The sequence below is a fragment of the Trabulsiella guamensis ATCC 49490 genome, from assembly GCF_000734965.1.
Taxonomy (GTDB): domain Bacteria; phylum Pseudomonadota; class Gammaproteobacteria; order Enterobacterales; family Enterobacteriaceae; genus Trabulsiella; species Trabulsiella guamensis.
In genome coordinates, this window is sequence record NZ_JMTB01000029.1 from 21,972 (window position 1) to 37,677 (window position 15,706).

11 protein-coding genes and 1 pseudogene are annotated in these 15,706 nt (G+C 53.7%); 6 read left to right on the forward strand and 6 right to left on the reverse strand.

The window, feature by feature from the left end:
* The first annotated feature begins 38 nt into the window (after positions 1-38).
* Positions 39-902 carry an excinuclease Cho gene (gene cho / locus GTGU_RS02890; RefSeq protein WP_038154115.1) on the forward strand — a complete coding sequence of 288 codons (864 nt, stop codon included), beginning with the start codon at positions 39-41 and terminating at the stop codon, positions 900-902.
* Here cho and GTGU_RS02895 read toward each other — a convergent pair.
* The 3 genes from GTGU_RS02895 to GTGU_RS02905 form a co-directional block, all read right to left on the reverse strand.
* Positions 899-1,879: a magnesium transporter gene (locus GTGU_RS02895; RefSeq protein WP_245609580.1), complete on the reverse strand. Its 981-nt coding sequence runs from the start codon at positions 1,877-1,879 to the stop codon at positions 899-901. The genes cho and GTGU_RS02895 overlap by 4 nt on opposite strands.
* Positions 1,880-2,087: 208 nt before the next feature.
* A complete protein-coding gene (locus tag GTGU_RS02900; RefSeq protein WP_038154118.1) occupies positions 2,088-3,347 on the reverse strand; it encodes an MFS transporter in 1,260 nt (419 codons plus the stop codon).
* Positions 3,348-3,530: 183 nt separating this feature from the next.
* Complete coding sequence (locus GTGU_RS02905; RefSeq protein WP_038154119.1) at positions 3,531-4,580, reverse strand: NAD(P)-dependent alcohol dehydrogenase; 1,050 nt, start codon at positions 4,578-4,580, stop codon at positions 3,531-3,533.
* Positions 4,581-4,836: 256 nt separating this feature from the next.
* On the opposite strand from GTGU_RS02905, the gene sra reads away from it, so the two are divergent.
* From sra to GTGU_RS02920, 3 genes and pseudogenes are all read left to right on the forward strand, one after another.
* Positions 4,837-4,971, forward strand: coding sequence for a stationary-phase-induced ribosome-associated protein (gene sra, locus GTGU_RS02910; RefSeq protein WP_038154120.1), 135 nt, complete (start codon positions 4,837-4,839; stop codon positions 4,969-4,971).
* A gap of 180 nt (positions 4,972-5,151) precedes the next feature.
* Positions 5,152-6,849, forward strand: coding sequence for an NAD-dependent malic enzyme (locus GTGU_RS02915; RefSeq protein WP_038154121.1), 1,698 nt, complete (start codon positions 5,152-5,154; stop codon positions 6,847-6,849).
* Positions 6,850-7,149: 300 nt separating this feature from the next.
* A pseudogene (locus GTGU_RS02920) lies at positions 7,150-8,655 on the forward strand (ABC-F family ATP-binding cassette domain-containing protein); the annotation flags it as partial.
* A 69-nt stretch (positions 8,656-8,724) separates the two neighbouring features.
* Here the strand turns inward: GTGU_RS02920 and fdnI are convergent.
* The 3 genes from fdnI to fdnG are packed head-to-tail and all read right to left on the reverse strand — an operon-like array spanning position 8,725 to position 13,318.
* Entirely contained in the window at positions 8,725-9,381 is a 657-nt protein-coding gene (gene fdnI, locus GTGU_RS02925) for a formate dehydrogenase-N subunit gamma (RefSeq protein WP_038154150.1), read from the reverse strand.
* Entirely contained in the window at positions 9,374-10,258 is an 885-nt protein-coding gene (gene fdxH, locus GTGU_RS02930; RefSeq protein WP_038154122.1) for a formate dehydrogenase subunit beta, read from the reverse strand. The genes fdnI and fdxH overlap by 8 nt, the downstream gene beginning before the upstream one ends.
* 12 nt (positions 10,259-10,270) lie before the next feature.
* Positions 10,271-13,318: a formate dehydrogenase-N subunit alpha gene (gene fdnG, locus GTGU_RS02935; RefSeq protein WP_156964029.1), complete on the reverse strand. Its 3,048-nt coding sequence runs from the start codon at positions 13,316-13,318 to the stop codon at positions 10,271-10,273.
* A gap of 228 nt (positions 13,319-13,546) precedes the next feature.
* Between fdnG and yddG the strand changes: the two genes are divergently transcribed.
* Together yddG and GTGU_RS02950 are read left to right on the forward strand one after the other, a co-directional pair.
* Positions 13,547-14,425, forward strand: coding sequence for an aromatic amino acid DMT transporter YddG (gene yddG / locus GTGU_RS02945; protein WP_038154125.1), 879 nt, complete (start codon positions 13,547-13,549; stop codon positions 14,423-14,425).
* A 91-nt stretch (positions 14,426-14,516) separates the two neighbouring features.
* Complete coding sequence (locus GTGU_RS02950; protein WP_038154126.1) at positions 14,517-15,698, forward strand: RHS repeat-associated core domain-containing protein; 1,182 nt, start codon at positions 14,517-14,519, stop codon at positions 15,696-15,698.
* Positions 15,699-15,706: the final 8 nt, after the last annotated feature.

Here is a 15,706-nt window from a genome sequence, read left to right on the forward strand (position 1 = left end):
TGGATATACTGGATAAATTATCAGTATAAGGAGCCAGAGTGGCACGGCGAACCTCCATACCGCGGCTTGAATTCGAAGCAGCGGCCATTTACCAGTATCCGGAGCATCTGCGTCCGTGGCTTGATGAACTGCCCGGGCGGCCCGGCGTGTACCTGTTTCATGGTGACAGCGACGCAATGCCGCTTTACATCGGCAAGAGCATCAATATTCGCAGTCGTGTTTTATCACATCTGCGAAACCCTGACGAAGCCGCCATGCTGAGGCAGGCGCGGCGCATCAGTTGGCTCCCTGCTGCAGGCGAACTGGGGGCATTGCTGCTTGAAGCCAGGCTCATTAAAGAAATGCAGCCGCTGTTCAACAAACGGTTGAGAAGAAACAAGCAACTCTGTTCGCTGCAGTTAACGGATGATCGTCCGCTGGTCATCTATGCGCACGAGGTCAATTTCGCCCTCAAAGAGAACTTGTTTGGCCTGTTTGCCAACCGCAGAGCAGCGCTGGAAGCGCTCAAATCGGTCGCGGATGAACAGAAATTATGTTACAGCGTGATGGGGCTGGAGCCGCTAAACCGTGGACGCGCCTGCTTTCGATCATCGCTGGGCCGCTGTGCCGGTGCCTGCTGTGGCCGCGAAACCGTCGCGGCGCATAACCAGCGACTTCGCGAGGCCATGGCGCATCTGCAACTGATCTGCTGGCCGTGGGCAGGCGCCGTGGCACTGGAGGAAAAAGGCGAAGCGATGACGCAGTTTCATATCATCAATAACTGGCTGTGGCTGGGGGCTGTCGATTCGCTCGCCCAGGCCAATACCCTGACGCAGTTACCCGCCGGGTTCGACCAGGACGGTTATAAGATTCTTTGCCGCCCGATGCTGAGCGGCAAATTTACCCTTCACCCGCTGACCTAAATCCCCAGTGTAAACTGTGCGATCTTGAAATAAATAATCAGTCCCGTACCGTCGATAAACGTTGAAATAAACGGGGCGGAGACCACCGCCGGATCAATCCGGAATTTCTGCAACAACATCGGGATGATTGACGAGACGATAGCGCTCCAGATGGTGATGGCGATAAGCGTCAGGCTGACGACCAGCGTCACATCCGCACCCACCCCCATGATCCAGGCGCGGATCCACGCCGCCAGGCCAATCGTTATGGCAATCAGCAGCGAGGTGCTCACCTCTTTGCGCAATACCCGCCCGAGATTTTTCAGGCTGGCCTCCCCCAGCGCCATAGCGCGCACAATGGTTGAGGTGATTTGTGTGCCGCTGTTGCCACCGGTACCAATCAACAGCGGAATGAAAAAGGCCAGCGCGATGACGGCTTCGAGTTGCTCTTCAAACGCCTGCAATACAGTGCCGGTATAAGCTTCGGCGACGAACAGCAACAACAGCCAGACGCTACGTTTTCGCCATAATTCCCACGGGCTGGTTTCCATATAGGGCTTTTCCAGTGGCAATGAAGCGCCCTGTAATTGCGCGTCTTCGGTATTTTCATCGCGAACCAGATGGGCGATCTCTTTTTCGCCTAAGACTCCCACAATAATGCCATCGCGCATCACCGGAAAAAAAGACAAGGGATGCCGGACGTATAAACCGCAAAAATCATGACGATCATCTTCCGGTTTTACCGATATAAATTTCCGGTCAACCAGCGTTCTGACAAAGTCATTTTCATCGTTATTACTCAGTAATGACTTCACTGACAGAATGCCATGCAGAAACCCCTCTTCTGTTGTCACGCAGGCGTGAGACGGAATGCGATCGTCTGAAAGCTGCGACAGTAACATCTGTCGGGCCTCAGCGATGGTCATTCTGGCATTCAGGGAGACAAAATCCGCTGTCATGTATTCACTGATATCATCCACGCGTGGAGGGTTCATCATTATTTGGGTCATCATAACCTCGCAAAATATGTATTTGCGGGGGAATATAACGACGACAATAAAAAATAAAAACCTGAGACGACGTATTGTTTATCAGGCGTTTATAAAAATAAAAATTCGTTGAAATGTTGAGTGAGTATTTATATTTTCTGCGACAGCGAAGGATATAGTAAAAATAGCGCCCGGCGGATCACGGGCGCTGTTTCTCTTAATGATGATGTTGATGGCGAACCGCGCCTGAAGCTCCCCGGTTGCGTTCTTCCCCGGAAATAACCACACCCTGGGTTTCGCGGCCAAAAGCGACGAAAGCACAGATCAACACCGCGACGACGCCCGCGACCAGGGCCATCGCCAGACCGTAGTTACCGTCATGGGTTTCCGCGATCCGCGCCTGTAGCGTGGCATTGACCGACGCCAGCAGATTACCTAGCTGATAGACAAACCCCGGCAATACCGCACGCGCATTCGCTGGCACCAGTTCATTCAGCCAGGTCGGAACCACGCCCCATGCGCCCTGCACTACAAACTGCATCAGGAAAGCGCCAAGACCGATATTAAACGAGCCGGTTGAGAATGCCCACAGCGGAATGACCGGCAGCGCCAGAAACGCGCCAATCATAATCGCTTTTTTGCGCCCTGTTCGCTCTGACATCGCGCCGAACAGGATCCCGCCAAGCATCGCGGCGATGTTATAAGCGATGGCGATAAGGCTGACCGTATGCGGGTCAAAACCGTGCTGAACTTTCAGGAATGTCGGGTAAAGATCCTGAGTACCGTGGCTGAATAAATTAAAGCACGCCATGACCAGCACCAGATAAAGACACAATTTCCATTGGCTGCGCAGTACCGGCAGCAGCGCGGTGCTCTCTTTGCGCTCACGGGCGGCCAGCCACACTGGCGACTCAGGCACTTTAAACCAGATATAAGGCAGCAGCACAATCGGCAGCGCCCCGATCAGGAACATACCGCGCCAGCCCACCATGCTGTAGAACAGGCCGAAAATAATCGACGCAAACAGATAACCACAGGGATAGCCAGCCTGGAATATTCCGGACATCAGCCCGCGTGAACGGTCCGGGATCGTCTCCATCGCCAGTGATGACGCGACGCCCCAGATCCCGCCCATCGCGACGCCATAGAGCACACGGAACACGAGAAAGGCGGTAAACGTCGGTGACCATGCGGAAAGCAGCTCAAACACAGTGAAAAAGAGAATGTTGAGCATCAGGATCGGACGACGACCATATTTTTCCGCCAGCCGACCAAACAACAATGCGCCGATGGGACGCACCGCCAGCGTCAGCATAATGGCGACAGAAACATCGGAAACGGAGGCATGAAACCAGTCCGCAAGGTCGCTTAAAACAAAAACAAGGATAAAAAAGTCAAAGGCATCAAGCATCCAGCTGGTAAAGCTGGCGAACGCCACGTGCCGTTGCGTAACGCTCCAGTCTAAGGGTGTATACATAGGGTAATGTCCTGCGTTTGTTATTGTTTTGTATATAGCATGTAAACTTACGTCAGTGCGGGAGTAATGATTACATTTTGTTAACACTCCCTGTTTTGCACATGATTTGTCACATTAATAGCAGGGATTTAAAGAAGGGGTTTGATTCGCCCGCGAGTGCGGGCGAAAGAGTGGCAGGACGGCTTACGCCGCAGACAGTGAGGCCATATCAATCACAAAACGGTATTTCACGTCGCTCTTGAGCAACCGTTCATACGCGGCATTAATATCCTGAATTTTGATCACTTCCACGTCTGACACAATACCGTGCTGCCCGCAGAAATCGAGCATCTCCTGCGTTTCAGCGATACCGCCGATGCAGGAGCCGGCGATACTACGGCGACCGGTGATCATCGGCATGGTGTTGAAGGTCGGGCTGTCACCCAGCAGACCAACAAACACCAGCGTGCCATCAAGCGTCAACGTCGGAAGATACGGGTTGATATCATGCTCATAAGGCACGGTGTCGATAATCAGGTCGAACTGGTTGTGAACGGACTGCATCTGCGCGCTGTCCGTTGACAGCACCACGTTATGAGCGCCTAGACGACGGGCATCCGCCTCTTTGCCCGGCGAGCGTGTAAACAGCGTCACCTCAGCGCCCAGCGCATGCGCCAGTTTAAGCGCCATATGACCAAGCCCGCCCAGACCTATCACCGCGACTTTACTTTCGGCACCGATTTTCCAGTGACGCAGAGGCGACCAGGTGGTGATCCCGGCGCACAGCAGCGGCGCCGCTCCTTTCAGATCCATATTTTCTGGCAGATGCAGAACGAAGTCCTGACTGGCAAGAATGACTTGCGAATACCCGCCAAAAGTTTGCGTATGGTCGTGGCGGTCGCGGCCATTGTAAGTCTGGATGTTGCCCTCTTCGCAATATTGTTCCAGCCCCTCATTGCAGGGGGCGCAGACACGACAGGAATCGACCATACAGCCAATCGCCGCCAGGTCGCCGGGCTTAAACTTAGTGACACTGTCACCTACAGCGATCACTCGCCCGACGATTTCATGCCCCGGCACGATAGGATATTCGCTGAAACCCCAGTCATTGCGGGCCTGGTGGAGATCGGAATGGCAAACGCCACAGTAGAGAATTTCGATAGTGACATCATCAGGACGCGGCGCACGGCGGTCGAACAAAAATGGTGCCAGCGGCGCAGACGGTGTTTGTGCAGCATAACCCAATACTTTCATGGTTAACGTCCTCATTATGATAACAAGGTGAGTAATAGCTGAAACGTAAGGCGTGCTCGCCCGATGATAGCGCCAAATACAGAAAGGCGAAATCGGCGGAAGAATGTTCTTAATCCCGATGGCGTGATTTGCTATTTGCGTTGAGATGATCGACTATCATTACTGCATCAAATTTTCGCGATGCACTATGGGGTTACATTTCGTCCGGCTACGCCGGGCTTGTCCTTGAAACCAGAAACAGGATTAAGGAGTAAGAATGAAATCGAACCGTCAGGCACGTCACATCCTCGGCTTGAACTATAAGCTTTCTAATCAGAAAAAAGTGCTTATCGAAGACAACCACGAAACACTGGTCAACCACGCCCATTCTACCGGTCGTAAACGCCGCTAAGGGTAATCGTTCGCTGAAAGGATGACGCACGGCACCATCTTCCTGTGAAGATGGTGTTTTTTTATGGGCAAAAAACACGGAGTTACCCTTTTTATTAACATTTGATTTATACTTTGGCGCTCCCGTCGTACCTACAAAACCCTGTCATGGACTGGAAAAATGACAAAGGAGTGAAGTGAGATGTTACTAAATCATAAAAAAAACCGTTCCCTTTATATCCCTTACGCTGGCCCTGTTCTGCTCGAATTTCCGCTGCTGAACAAAGGCAGCGCCTTCAGCATGGAAGAACGTCGCAGCTTTAACTTGCTCGGGTTATTGCCCGAGGTGGTGGAATCCATCGAAGAGCAGGCAGAGCGCGCCTGGATCCAGTATCAGGGTTTTAAGACGGAAATCGACAAACACATTTACCTGCGCAATATCCAGGATACCAACGAAACCCTCTTCTACCGGCTGGTTGAAAACCATCTCGAAGAGATGATGCCGGTGATCTACACCCCGACGGTGGGCGCCGCCTGCGAACGTTTCTCTGAGATCTACCGTCGCGCGCGTGGGGTGTTTATCTCCTACGAAAACCGGCAGTACATGGACGACATTCTGCAGAACGTCCCCAACCACAATATCAAAGTGATCGTGGTGACCGATGGCGAGCGTATACTCGGCCTTGGCGATCAGGGTATCGGTGGGATGGGCATTCCTATCGGTAAACTGTCGCTTTATACCGCCTGTGGCGGCATCAGCCCGGCTTACACATTGCCGGTAGTGCTGGATGTCGGCACGAACAACCAGCAATTGCTGAACGACCCGCTCTATATGGGCTGGCGTCATCCGCGCATTACCGGTGAAGAGTATTACCAGTTCGTCGATGATTTCATCCAGGCGGTGAAACAACGCTGGCCGGACGTACTGTTGCAATTCGAAGATTTCGCACAGAACAACGCCATGCCAGTGCTGACCCGCTACCGTGACGAAATCTGTTCGTTTAACGATGACATTCAGGGTACCGCGGCGGTGACGGTCGGCACGTTGATCGCCGCCAGTCGCGCGGCTGGCAGTCAGTTAAGCGAACAAAAAATTGTTTTCCTCGGCGCGGGCTCCGCAGGCTGTGGTATCGCCGAGCAGATTGTGGCACAGATCCAGCGTGAAGGACTCAGCGAAGAACAGGCTCGCCAGCGCGTCTTTATGGTTGACCGCTTCGGCTTGCTGACCGATCAGATGCCAAACCTGCTGTCGTTCCAGACTAAACTGGTGCAGAAGCGCGAAAATCTGAGCAACTGGGATACGACAAACGATGCGCTATCACTGCTCGATGTGGTGCGTAACGTCAAGCCGGATATTCTGATTGGCGTATCGGGTCAGATTGGGCTGTTCTCGGAAGAGATCATCCGGGAAATGCATAAACATTGCCCGCGCCCTATCGTCATGCCGCTGTCGAACCCGACCTCACGCGTGGAAGCAACACCGCAGGATATCATCGCCTGGACGGAGGGCAACGCGCTGGTAGCAACGGGCAGCCCGTTTGCACCAGTGGTGTGGAAAGACAAGATTTACCCCATCGCCCAGTGCAACAACGCCTATATTTTCCCCGGCATCGGTCTTGGTGTCATCGCTTCCGGCGCATCACGCATAACAGATGAAATGCTGATGGCCGCCAGTGAAACGCTGGCTGAACACTCCCCGCTGGTCAATCATGGTGAAGGGATGGTGCTGCCGCCGCTAAAAGAGATCAAGGGGGTTTCCCGGGCAATCGCCTTCGCCGTGGGTAAAATGGCGCAGCAACAGGGCGTGGCGGTGAAAACGTCCGCTGAAGCGTTGCGCCAGGCGATTGACGATAACTTCTGGCTACCGGAATACCGCAGCTACCGCAGAACCTCCATTTAATTCCCCTTTCCACCCGGCAGCGCTGTCTGCCGGGCTGGTCAAGCGCGCTTTTCCCCGCTACACTCCTTTCACCCATCAACTTACTGAATAAAAAAGGAGGATCCCCATGCTGTACTGTGAACATATTTTTGTTTCACGTGCATTTGGTGATCGTGCCAGCTCAAGCGTTATCGGTTCCGTGCTGCGATAACTTCGGCTTGAGCGAAGAAACACTGTCTTAATCCCTTCCCTCGGGCTTACCGGGTTATCGTCAGCGATGTATGACGAGGTACGACTGTACCTGTAACTCTTGAGTAAGCAATGAGCACATTACTAACTGTACAATCTCTCCACGTGGACACCGCGTTTGGTCCGCTGTTTTCTGACATTTCTTTCACGCTGAAAAAAGGCGATCGCCTCGGCTTAATTGGCTACAATGGCTGCGGCAAAAGCACGCTGTTGAAAGTGCTGGAGGGTACCCTTTCGCCCACATCAGGCAGCGTTTCACGAGCAAATCACTGCCTGTTGTCCCGCGTCGAGCAACATCTTCCCGCTGAAATTTATCCGCTGACAATGCGCGATGCCGTTCTGGCGCAACTGCCCCCCGGCGAGCGTGAAATACAGAGCTGGCGAGCCGATGTATTACTGGCGGAGATGGGATTCAGCGAGACGGATATCCAGTTGCAATCAGCCACGCTGAGCGGTGGTCAGCATACCCGACTGTTGTTGGCCCGTGCGCTAATCCATCAACCCGATCTGTTGTTGCTGGATGAACCCAGTAACCACCTCGATCTCCCAACCCTGTTATGGCTGGAAAGCTTCCTTAAAAACTGGCGCGGAAGCTTCATACTGGTTTCTCATGATAGCCATCTTTTGGATGTTGTAACTAATGGAACTTTAATTCTGCGTGATAAAACGCTCTACAGCTTTGCCCTGCCATGTACAGCAGCGCGTGAAGCGCGGGCCGCACAGGATGAGAGCGATGCGTTGCGTTTCAAAGCAGAGCAAAAGGAGATTGATCGCATCACCACCAGCGCGAAACGGCTCGCTGTCTGGGGGCGAACCTATGACAACGAAGACCTGTCACGCAAGGCCAAACAGATGGAGAAGCAGATCGACCGGCTGAAAGAGAACCAGACGGAGGTCACGTCCGGCAGTCACTGGCAGTTGCAACTTCATGGCGATGCGCTTCGCGCCGACCGTCTGCTGGAAATGGAAGCGTTGAGCGTCTCCCCGGCACCCGGCGTGCCGCCACTGTTTACCGCCCCTCTCGCCCGCCTGAAAAGTGGCGACCGGGTGGCGTTAATGGGCCGTAACGGTAGTGGGAAATCGACACTACTGAAACAGATCTGGCAGCACTATCAGGGAGTTCAGAACGCGCAACTGAAGCTTCATCCCCGCGTCAGTCCCGGTTATTACGACCAGACGCTGCATCAGTTACCGGATAACGCCACACTGCTGGAGGCGCTGGAGCCGTTCGCCTCTGCCGCTGAAGTGCGCAAGAAAGCGCTGATCAGCGCCGGTTTTCCCTGGGCGCAACATGGCAAGTTTGTCAGCACGCTGAGCGGCGGCGAGCGATCACGCCTGTTGTTCGTCGGTCTGTCTCTGGCGCGTTACAGCCTGCTGATGCTGGATGAGCCGACCAACCACCTGGATATGGAGGGTAAAGAAGCACTTGCGGCGGCTTTGCGTGATTATGCCGGCGGCGTGCTGCTGGTCAGTCATGACCGGAAACTGATTAGCGACAGTTGTAATCGCTTCTGGTTGATTGATAACGGCACGCTCAGTGAATGGCATGACCTGGATATGGTATCTGAGCGACTGCGCTTAACGGGCAGCCGTTAAATAAAAATCCCCGCCTCTGTTAAGAGTGCGGGGATTTCATCAGCACAGAGGTTATTTGATCCCTTCTGCGCTCTCCTTTTTCGCTTCCATTTTTTCGATGTCACGATACCAGCGCGGGTGATGTTTCTTCGCCCAGCGGCGGCTCACCTTCCCTTCGATCATGCCTTTAATGGACCCTTTCACCCAGAACGCCATATAAATGTGGATCAGAATGGCGTGGATTAAAATAATGGCCGAGGTGGCATGAAGCAGCAGACTGTAACGAATGACCTGCATCGGGAAATAGTCGGCAAAATAAGGACGCCAGATAATAATGCCGGTGACCAGCAGCACGAAAATCATGCTCATGATCGACCAGAACATCATCTTTTGCCCGGCATTGTATTTGCCGACATCGGCCACTTTATGCTCGTTGCCTTTCAGGACTTCGACTATCCCTTTCAGCCACGGAATATCCTTTTTGTCAGGGATATTGTGATGAACGAAACGCACAAACATAAACATCAATGCGAAGAAGATCACCACGCCGAAAAAAGGATGCAGAATGCGCCCCATCTGCGGCGTCCCGAAGGTTTCCGTCAGCCACTGCAGGGTCGGGAAGAAAAACGAAATCCCCGACAGCGAAACCAGAAAGAAGCAGATGACCACCGTCCAGTGACAGGCGCGGTCAATAAATTTTGTCCGCACAATCATTTTCGATTTATTCATCATGGTCTCCCTCGTCGTCGTCCACTTCCTTGTTAGGACCAATACCGATGTAGTGATAAATCAGCCCGGCGAAAGTCGCGATAAATCCCGCCGCCGCCAGCGGCTTCAGCGCCCCTTTCCACAAACTGATACTGGTATCAATTTTCGGTGCTTTCGGCAGGTTGTGGTACAACTCAGGTTCGTCGGCATGATGCAGAACGTACATGACGTGTGTACCCCCAACGCCTTCCGGGTTGTAGATCCCCGCCTGTGGATAACCGCGCGCTTTCAACTTATCGACCCGCGCCTGCGCCACCTCCAGCATCTCTTTTTTGGTGCCAAAGTGAATGGCGCCTGTCGGGCAGGTCTTCACGCATGCTGGCTCCTGGCCGACGCTGACGCGATCAACACAAAGCGTGCATTTGTAGACCCGGTTGTCCTCTTTATTGAGACGCGGAACATTGAACGGGCAACCCGCGATGCAGTAGCCGCAGCCGATGCAGTTTTCCTGCTGGAAATCGACGATCCCGTTAGCGTACTGAATGATAGCCCCCGCGGACGGGCAGGCTTTCAGACAGCCTGGATCCTCACAATGCATACAGCCATCTTTGCGGATCAGCCACTCCAGTTTGCCGTTCTGTTCGGTTTCGCTAAAACGCATCACCGTCCAGGATTTGGCGCTCAGATCGGCGGGGTTGTCGTACACCCCCACGCAGTGTCCTACTTCATCGCGAATATCGTTCCACTCAGAGCAGGCCACCTGGCAGGCTTTACAGCCCACGCAGGAGGAGACATCGATGAGCTTCGCCACTTCCTCTTTGTAATCACGCGCGCGCGGCGCGGGCGTGACTGGATTGGTGGCGGAGCGCTTGAGAATGTCCTGTGTTTCCATTGACATAAATTCGCTCCTTTACGCCTTCTCGATGTTGACCAGAAACGCTTTGTACTCCGGCGTTTGCGAGTTGGAATCACCCACGTTCGGGGTCAGGGTATTGGCGAGATAACCTTTCTGTGTCACTCCTTCAAAGCCCCAGTGCAGTGGGATCCCAACGGTTTCCACCTGCTGACCATGAACGTTAAGCGCCTGCAAACGACGCGTGACTACCGCTACCGCACGAATAAAGCCGCGCCTGCTGCTGACTTTGACCCTGTCGCCGTTAGCGATGCCTTTTGTCTTCGCCAGCGTTTCACTGATTTCGACAAACTGCTGCGGCTGAGCAATTGCATTCAGACGCGCATGTTTCGTCCATGTGTGGAAATGCTCGGTCAGACGATAAGTGGTGCCGACGTACGGGAACTGGTCTTTCTTACCCATACGCTGCGCATCTTCTTCGTACAAACGTACAACCGGACTGGAGATCACGTTCGGGTGCAACGGGTTAGTGCCCAGCGGTGTTTCCATCGGCTCGTAATGTTCCGGGAACGGCCCTTCCGCCAGTTTGTCGAGCGCAAACAGACGCCCCAGACCTTCCGGTTGCATGATGAACGGCCCGGTAGCGCTGCCCGGTGCGGCGGTGTTGAAGTCAGGAATGTCATTCCCGCTCCACTTCGCACCATCCCACTGGATCAACATCCGCTTCGGATCCCACGGTTTACCCTGCGGATCTGCCGACGCGCGGTTGTACAGCACACGGCGGTTCAGCGGCCACGCCCATGCCCAGCCCAGCGTATTGCCAAGTCCGGACGGATCGGCGTTGTCGCGGTTCGCCATCTGGTTGCCTTTCTCGGTCCAGCTGCCGGTATAAATCCAGCATGACGACGATGTGGTGCCATCATCACGTAACAGCGCAAAACTGCTCAGCAACTGACCTTTTTTCGCCACCAGCACACCGTTAGCATCATAGAGGTCCGCCAGCGCATAGCCGTTGTTCTCTTTCGCCACTTCGTCTGATTCCGGGTGATCCGGTTGTTTGTATGCCCAGCGCATATTAAGCAGAGGCTCTGCCCCTTTTCCGCCTTCGTTGCGGTACATATCCCGCAGGCGATGGAAGATCCCGGCCAGAATTTCGCCATCGGTACGCGCTTCCCCTGGCGCTTCGCCTCCTTTCCAGTGCCACTGCAGCCAGCGGCCGGAGTTGGCGATGGAGCCATCTTCCTCCGCAAAGCAGGTCGATGGCAGACGGAACACTTCAGTCTGAATGGACGCGGTATCGACGTCATTCATCTCGCCGTGGTTCTGCCAGAAGTTAGAGGTTTCCGTCACCAGTGGATCGATGACCACCAGGTATTCCAGCTTGCTCAGGCTACTGACGACGCGGTTTTTGTCCGGGAATGAGGCGACCGGGTTGAAGCCCTGGCAGATATAGCCATTGACTTCGCCTTTGTCCATCTTATTGAAATACTTGATGACGTCCCAGGCCTGATCCCATTTAGGCAACCAGTCGTAGCCCCAGCTATTCTCCGGCTGTGCTGCATCACCGTAGAACGCTTTCATCAGGCTGACGAAGAATTTGGGGTAGTTACTCCAGTAGTTCACCTGCTCCGCGAGCATCGCTTTTGGCGTATTAGCCGCCAGGTAACTTTGCAAATCAATGTGCTTCTCGGACGGCAACGTCAGATAACCCGGCAGACTGGTAGACAGTAGACCCAGATCCGTTAAACCCTGAATATTGGAGTGACCGCGCAGTGCGTTAACGCCACCGCCTGCCATGCCCATATTGCCAAGCAGCAACTGAATCATCGCCATGGTACGGATGTTTTGCGCACCGACGGTATGCTGCGTCCAGCCCAGTGCATACAGGAACGTGGTGGTGCGATCCGCCGCGCTGGTGGAGGCCAGCACGTCGCACACCCGCAGGAAATCCGCTTTCGGTGTACCACAGATGTTCTCCACCACCTCCGGCGTATAACGAGATACGTGTTTTTTCAGCAACTGCCATACACAACGTGGATGCGTCAGCGAATCGTCACGTTTCGCCATGCCGTTGTCGTCGAACTGATAACTCCAGGAGGACTTATCGTACTGACGTTTTTCCGCGTCATAGCCGCTGAACAGCCCGTCATCAAACGTAAAGTCATCCCGCACCAGCAGCGCGGCGTTGGTGTAGTGTTTAACGTATTCGGCGTTAATCTTGTTGTTATCAATAAGGTACAACAGAACGCCCGACAGGAACGTAATGTCGGTACCGGAACGAATCGGCGCATAGATATCAGCGACTGACGCGGTACGGGTAAAGCGCGGATCGACAACGATAAGCGTGGCATCGTTGTTATTTTTCGCTTCCATCGCCCAGCGGAAACCCACCGGATGCGCTTCAGCGGCGTTACCGCCCATCACCATCACCACGTTGGCGTTTTTGATATCCACCCAGTGGTTGGTCATCGCACCGCGACCAAATGTTGGAGCAAGACTTGCTACCGTTGGTCCGTGTCAGACGCGTGCCTGGTTGTCTACTGCCAGCATGCCAAGCGAACGCACAAACTTCTGCGTCAGCATACCGGTCTCATTACTCGCCGCAGAGGCGCACAGCATGCCGGTGGAAAGCCAGCGATTCACCGTCACACCATTCGCATTCTGCTCAATAAAATTGGCATCGCGGTCGGCTTTCATCAGCTTAGCGATACGGTTGAAAGCCTCATCCCACGAAATACGCTGCCATTTGTCAGAGCCTGGCGCGCGATACTCGGGATAACGCAGGCGGTTCTCGCTGTGGACATAATCCAGCAAACCGGCCCCTTTGGGGCACAACGCCCCCCGGCTAACAGGGTGATCGGAATCTCCTTCGATATGGTAAATCGATTCTCGGGTGTTTTTCGCACCGTCGCCAAGGCTATACATCAAAAGCCCACAACCTACGGAACAATATGTGCAGGTATTACGAACCTCTTTGGCGCGCATTAATTTATAATTTCGCGCCTGTGCCAGCGCCATTTTGGGTGTTAAACCCAGCGCAGCTACCGTCGTCCCGGCCATACCGCCCGCGCAGATTTTAAAAAACTGTCTGCGGTTGACGTCCATTGTTTTCCTCATTATTGATGGAGTGACTTCACGGGGAAAAGTAACAGCGCAGATGTGGTTTTTTTTGCGGCAAATCAATAACCATTCTTTATGCCCACTAAATAGTTTACTTTGTCGATTCCCGTTACCCACAAGGGAGTAGCTTCTGGAAGTATTAATCCACAAAGTGGCAAAAAGGTGTTATATATTCTGACGTTACGTTTTACACTAAATGAAGAAAAATAAGAGATGACGACACAACGCGCGACATTCATTGGCCTGATTGCCATTATTCTCTGGAGCACCATGGTCGGGTTAATTCGTGGCGTCAGCGAGGGGCTCGGCCCGGTCGCTGGCGCGGCGATGATCTACTCCCTGAGTGGACTGTTACTGGTTTTCACCGTGGGTATCCCGAAAATCCGCCAGTTCTCGGCGCGTTATCTGCTGGCAGGTTGCCTTCTGTTTGTCAGTTATGAAATATGCCTTGCCCTGTCGCTGGGCTATGCCGCCACGCGACAGCAGGCGATTGAAGTCGGGATGGTGAATTATCTCTGGCCCAGCCTGACTGTCCTGTTCGCGATTCTCTTCAACGGACAAAAATCCACGCTGTGGGTTATTCCCGGACTGCTTCTGGCGCTGCTCGGCGTCAGTTGGGTGCTCGGCGGCGACCAGGGGCTGAATGTCGATGAAATCATCAGCAATATTATTTCCAGCCCGCTGAGCTATATTCTCGCCTTTGTCGGCGCGTTTATCTGGGCTGCCTACTGTACGGTTACCGCCCGTTATGCGAAGGGGAAAAACGGCATTACCTTTTTTGTTTTACTGACCGGGCTCAGCCTCTGGGTTCACTATTTTCTCACCGATCAGCCACCAATGCATTTTAGCTGGCCTGTCACAATTAAAATGCTGCTGTGCGCATTGTCATTAGGATTTGCTTATGCGGCGTGGAATATTGGCATTCTCTACGGCAAGGTAAGCCTGCTGGCCGTCGGCTCCTATTTCACACCGGTACTTTCTTCGGCGCTGGCTTCATTTCTGCTCAACGCCCCGCTCTCATGGTCCTTCTGGCAGGGCGCCGGGATGGTATGTCTTGGATCCCTGCTCTGCTGGCATGCCACGCGACAGTGACTTAATTTTGCCTCGCTTTCCTTTTTATTTGCGTCAGGCTGCCGGTTGCGTATTGCTAGTTTGCAGGTTTTCACACAACAGGAAAACCATCATGGCACTACAACTTTCTGGTAATGACTGGCACGGCAGCCCCCTGCTGTCACGTACATCTGGCACGAATACCTCTCACACGTGGAGTCCCTTCGGTGCTGGCACAATCACATCTCTGCCCGGCTTTAACGGCGAACGCCAGGATCCACTTTCCGGTGTGACGCATCTCGGTAACGGTTATCGCGCCTACAGTCCGATATTGCGCCGTTTTACCTGCCCGGACAGCGAAAGTCCTTTCGGTATCGGCGGTATTAATCCGTATGCGTATTGCGAAAGTGATCCGATCAATCAGACGGATCCCAGCGGCCACGGGCCAATAACATGGCTGCTGCGCAAAATCATCGGTGTCAGCATCCGCATCGGGATCAAGGCCGCGATGAGTGACAGTATGTCGGCCACGATTGCGACCCTCAGCACAGTGGAGACTGGCGTGGAAGCCGCAGCCTCTCTCGCGACGGGGGTTGCCGCAAAAGAGATGGCGGAGAAAGACCCGGCGATGGCTCGTAAGCTCGGCTGGGCATCAATGGGACTCGGTATTGCGGCCACGTTTGGCATCGCGGAAAAATTAGCGCCGCGGATCGGGCAGAAACTGGAAGGCATATCAGGAAAAATGAAACGCGTATTACCCGGCAATAACAGAAGAACCTTGTCATTGGGTGGCCCGATGCGGAACACGCGGATACATCAGGGTAATTATACTGGCCTGATGACCTATGAGGACGTGTATAAAGGCTCTCCACGACTGAATATTCTTTCTCATGGCGCGCTTCAGGGAAACACCGGCACGTCGTTACTGGCGGTGGATAATCAGCGATTAACACCCCGCCAGCTCCAGCTGTTACTGCAGAGAAAGGGGATTAATATTCAGAGCTATGACAACGTCAGACTGCTCTCCTGTTATTCCGCTAACGGCGGGGAAAGCTCGTTTGCCGCGCAATTCAGTGGGCTCATCCACCGTCCTGTCAAAGGATTCGAAGGCGTCCTTAATGGCTCAATCGGACCGCGGGAGCTGACCGAACAGATGAATTTTATAACCGACAGGTACGGTTCTGAATGGCTGAGCCACTATTTTGAAGCAACGCCCTCAGCGCAGTTCAGCGTGCATAAATGGAGACGAATTTGTAATTGTTTCAGCCAGGACTGGGATATCCCCGGTTACCGCCCTGTCACTTTCTCGAATTAATCAGATAT

Excerpts from the sequence above, each read along its gene's own strand:
- GTGU_RS02895 (WP_245609580.1), bottom strand. The coding sequence starts at position 1,879 with ATGATGAACCCTCCACGCGTGGATGATATCAGTGAATACATGACAGCG.
- yddG (WP_038154125.1), top strand. The coding sequence starts at position 13,547 with ATGACGACACAACGCGCGACATTCATTGGCCTGATTGCCATTATTCTC.
- GTGU_RS02905 (WP_038154119.1), bottom strand. The coding sequence starts at position 4,580 with ATGAAAGTATTGGGTTATGCTGCACAAACACCGTCTGCGCCGCTGGCA.
- GTGU_RS02950 (WP_038154126.1), top strand. The coding sequence starts at position 14,517 with ATGGCACTACAACTTTCTGGTAATGACTGGCACGGCAGCCCCCTGCTG.
- sra (WP_038154120.1), top strand. The coding sequence starts at position 4,837 with ATGAAATCGAACCGTCAGGCACGTCACATCCTCGGCTTGAACTATAAG.
- fdxH (WP_038154122.1), bottom strand. The coding sequence starts at position 10,258 with ATGTCAATGGAAACACAGGACATTCTCAAGCGCTCCGCCACCAATCCA.
- fdnI (WP_038154150.1), bottom strand. The coding sequence starts at position 9,381 with ATGAATAAATCGAAAATGATTGTGCGGACAAAATTTATTGACCGCGCC.
- GTGU_RS02915 (WP_038154121.1), top strand. The coding sequence starts at position 5,152 with ATGTTACTAAATCATAAAAAAAACCGTTCCCTTTATATCCCTTACGCT.
- GTGU_RS02900 (WP_038154118.1), bottom strand. The coding sequence starts at position 3,347 with ATGTATACACCCTTAGACTGGAGCGTTACGCAACGGCACGTGGCGTTC.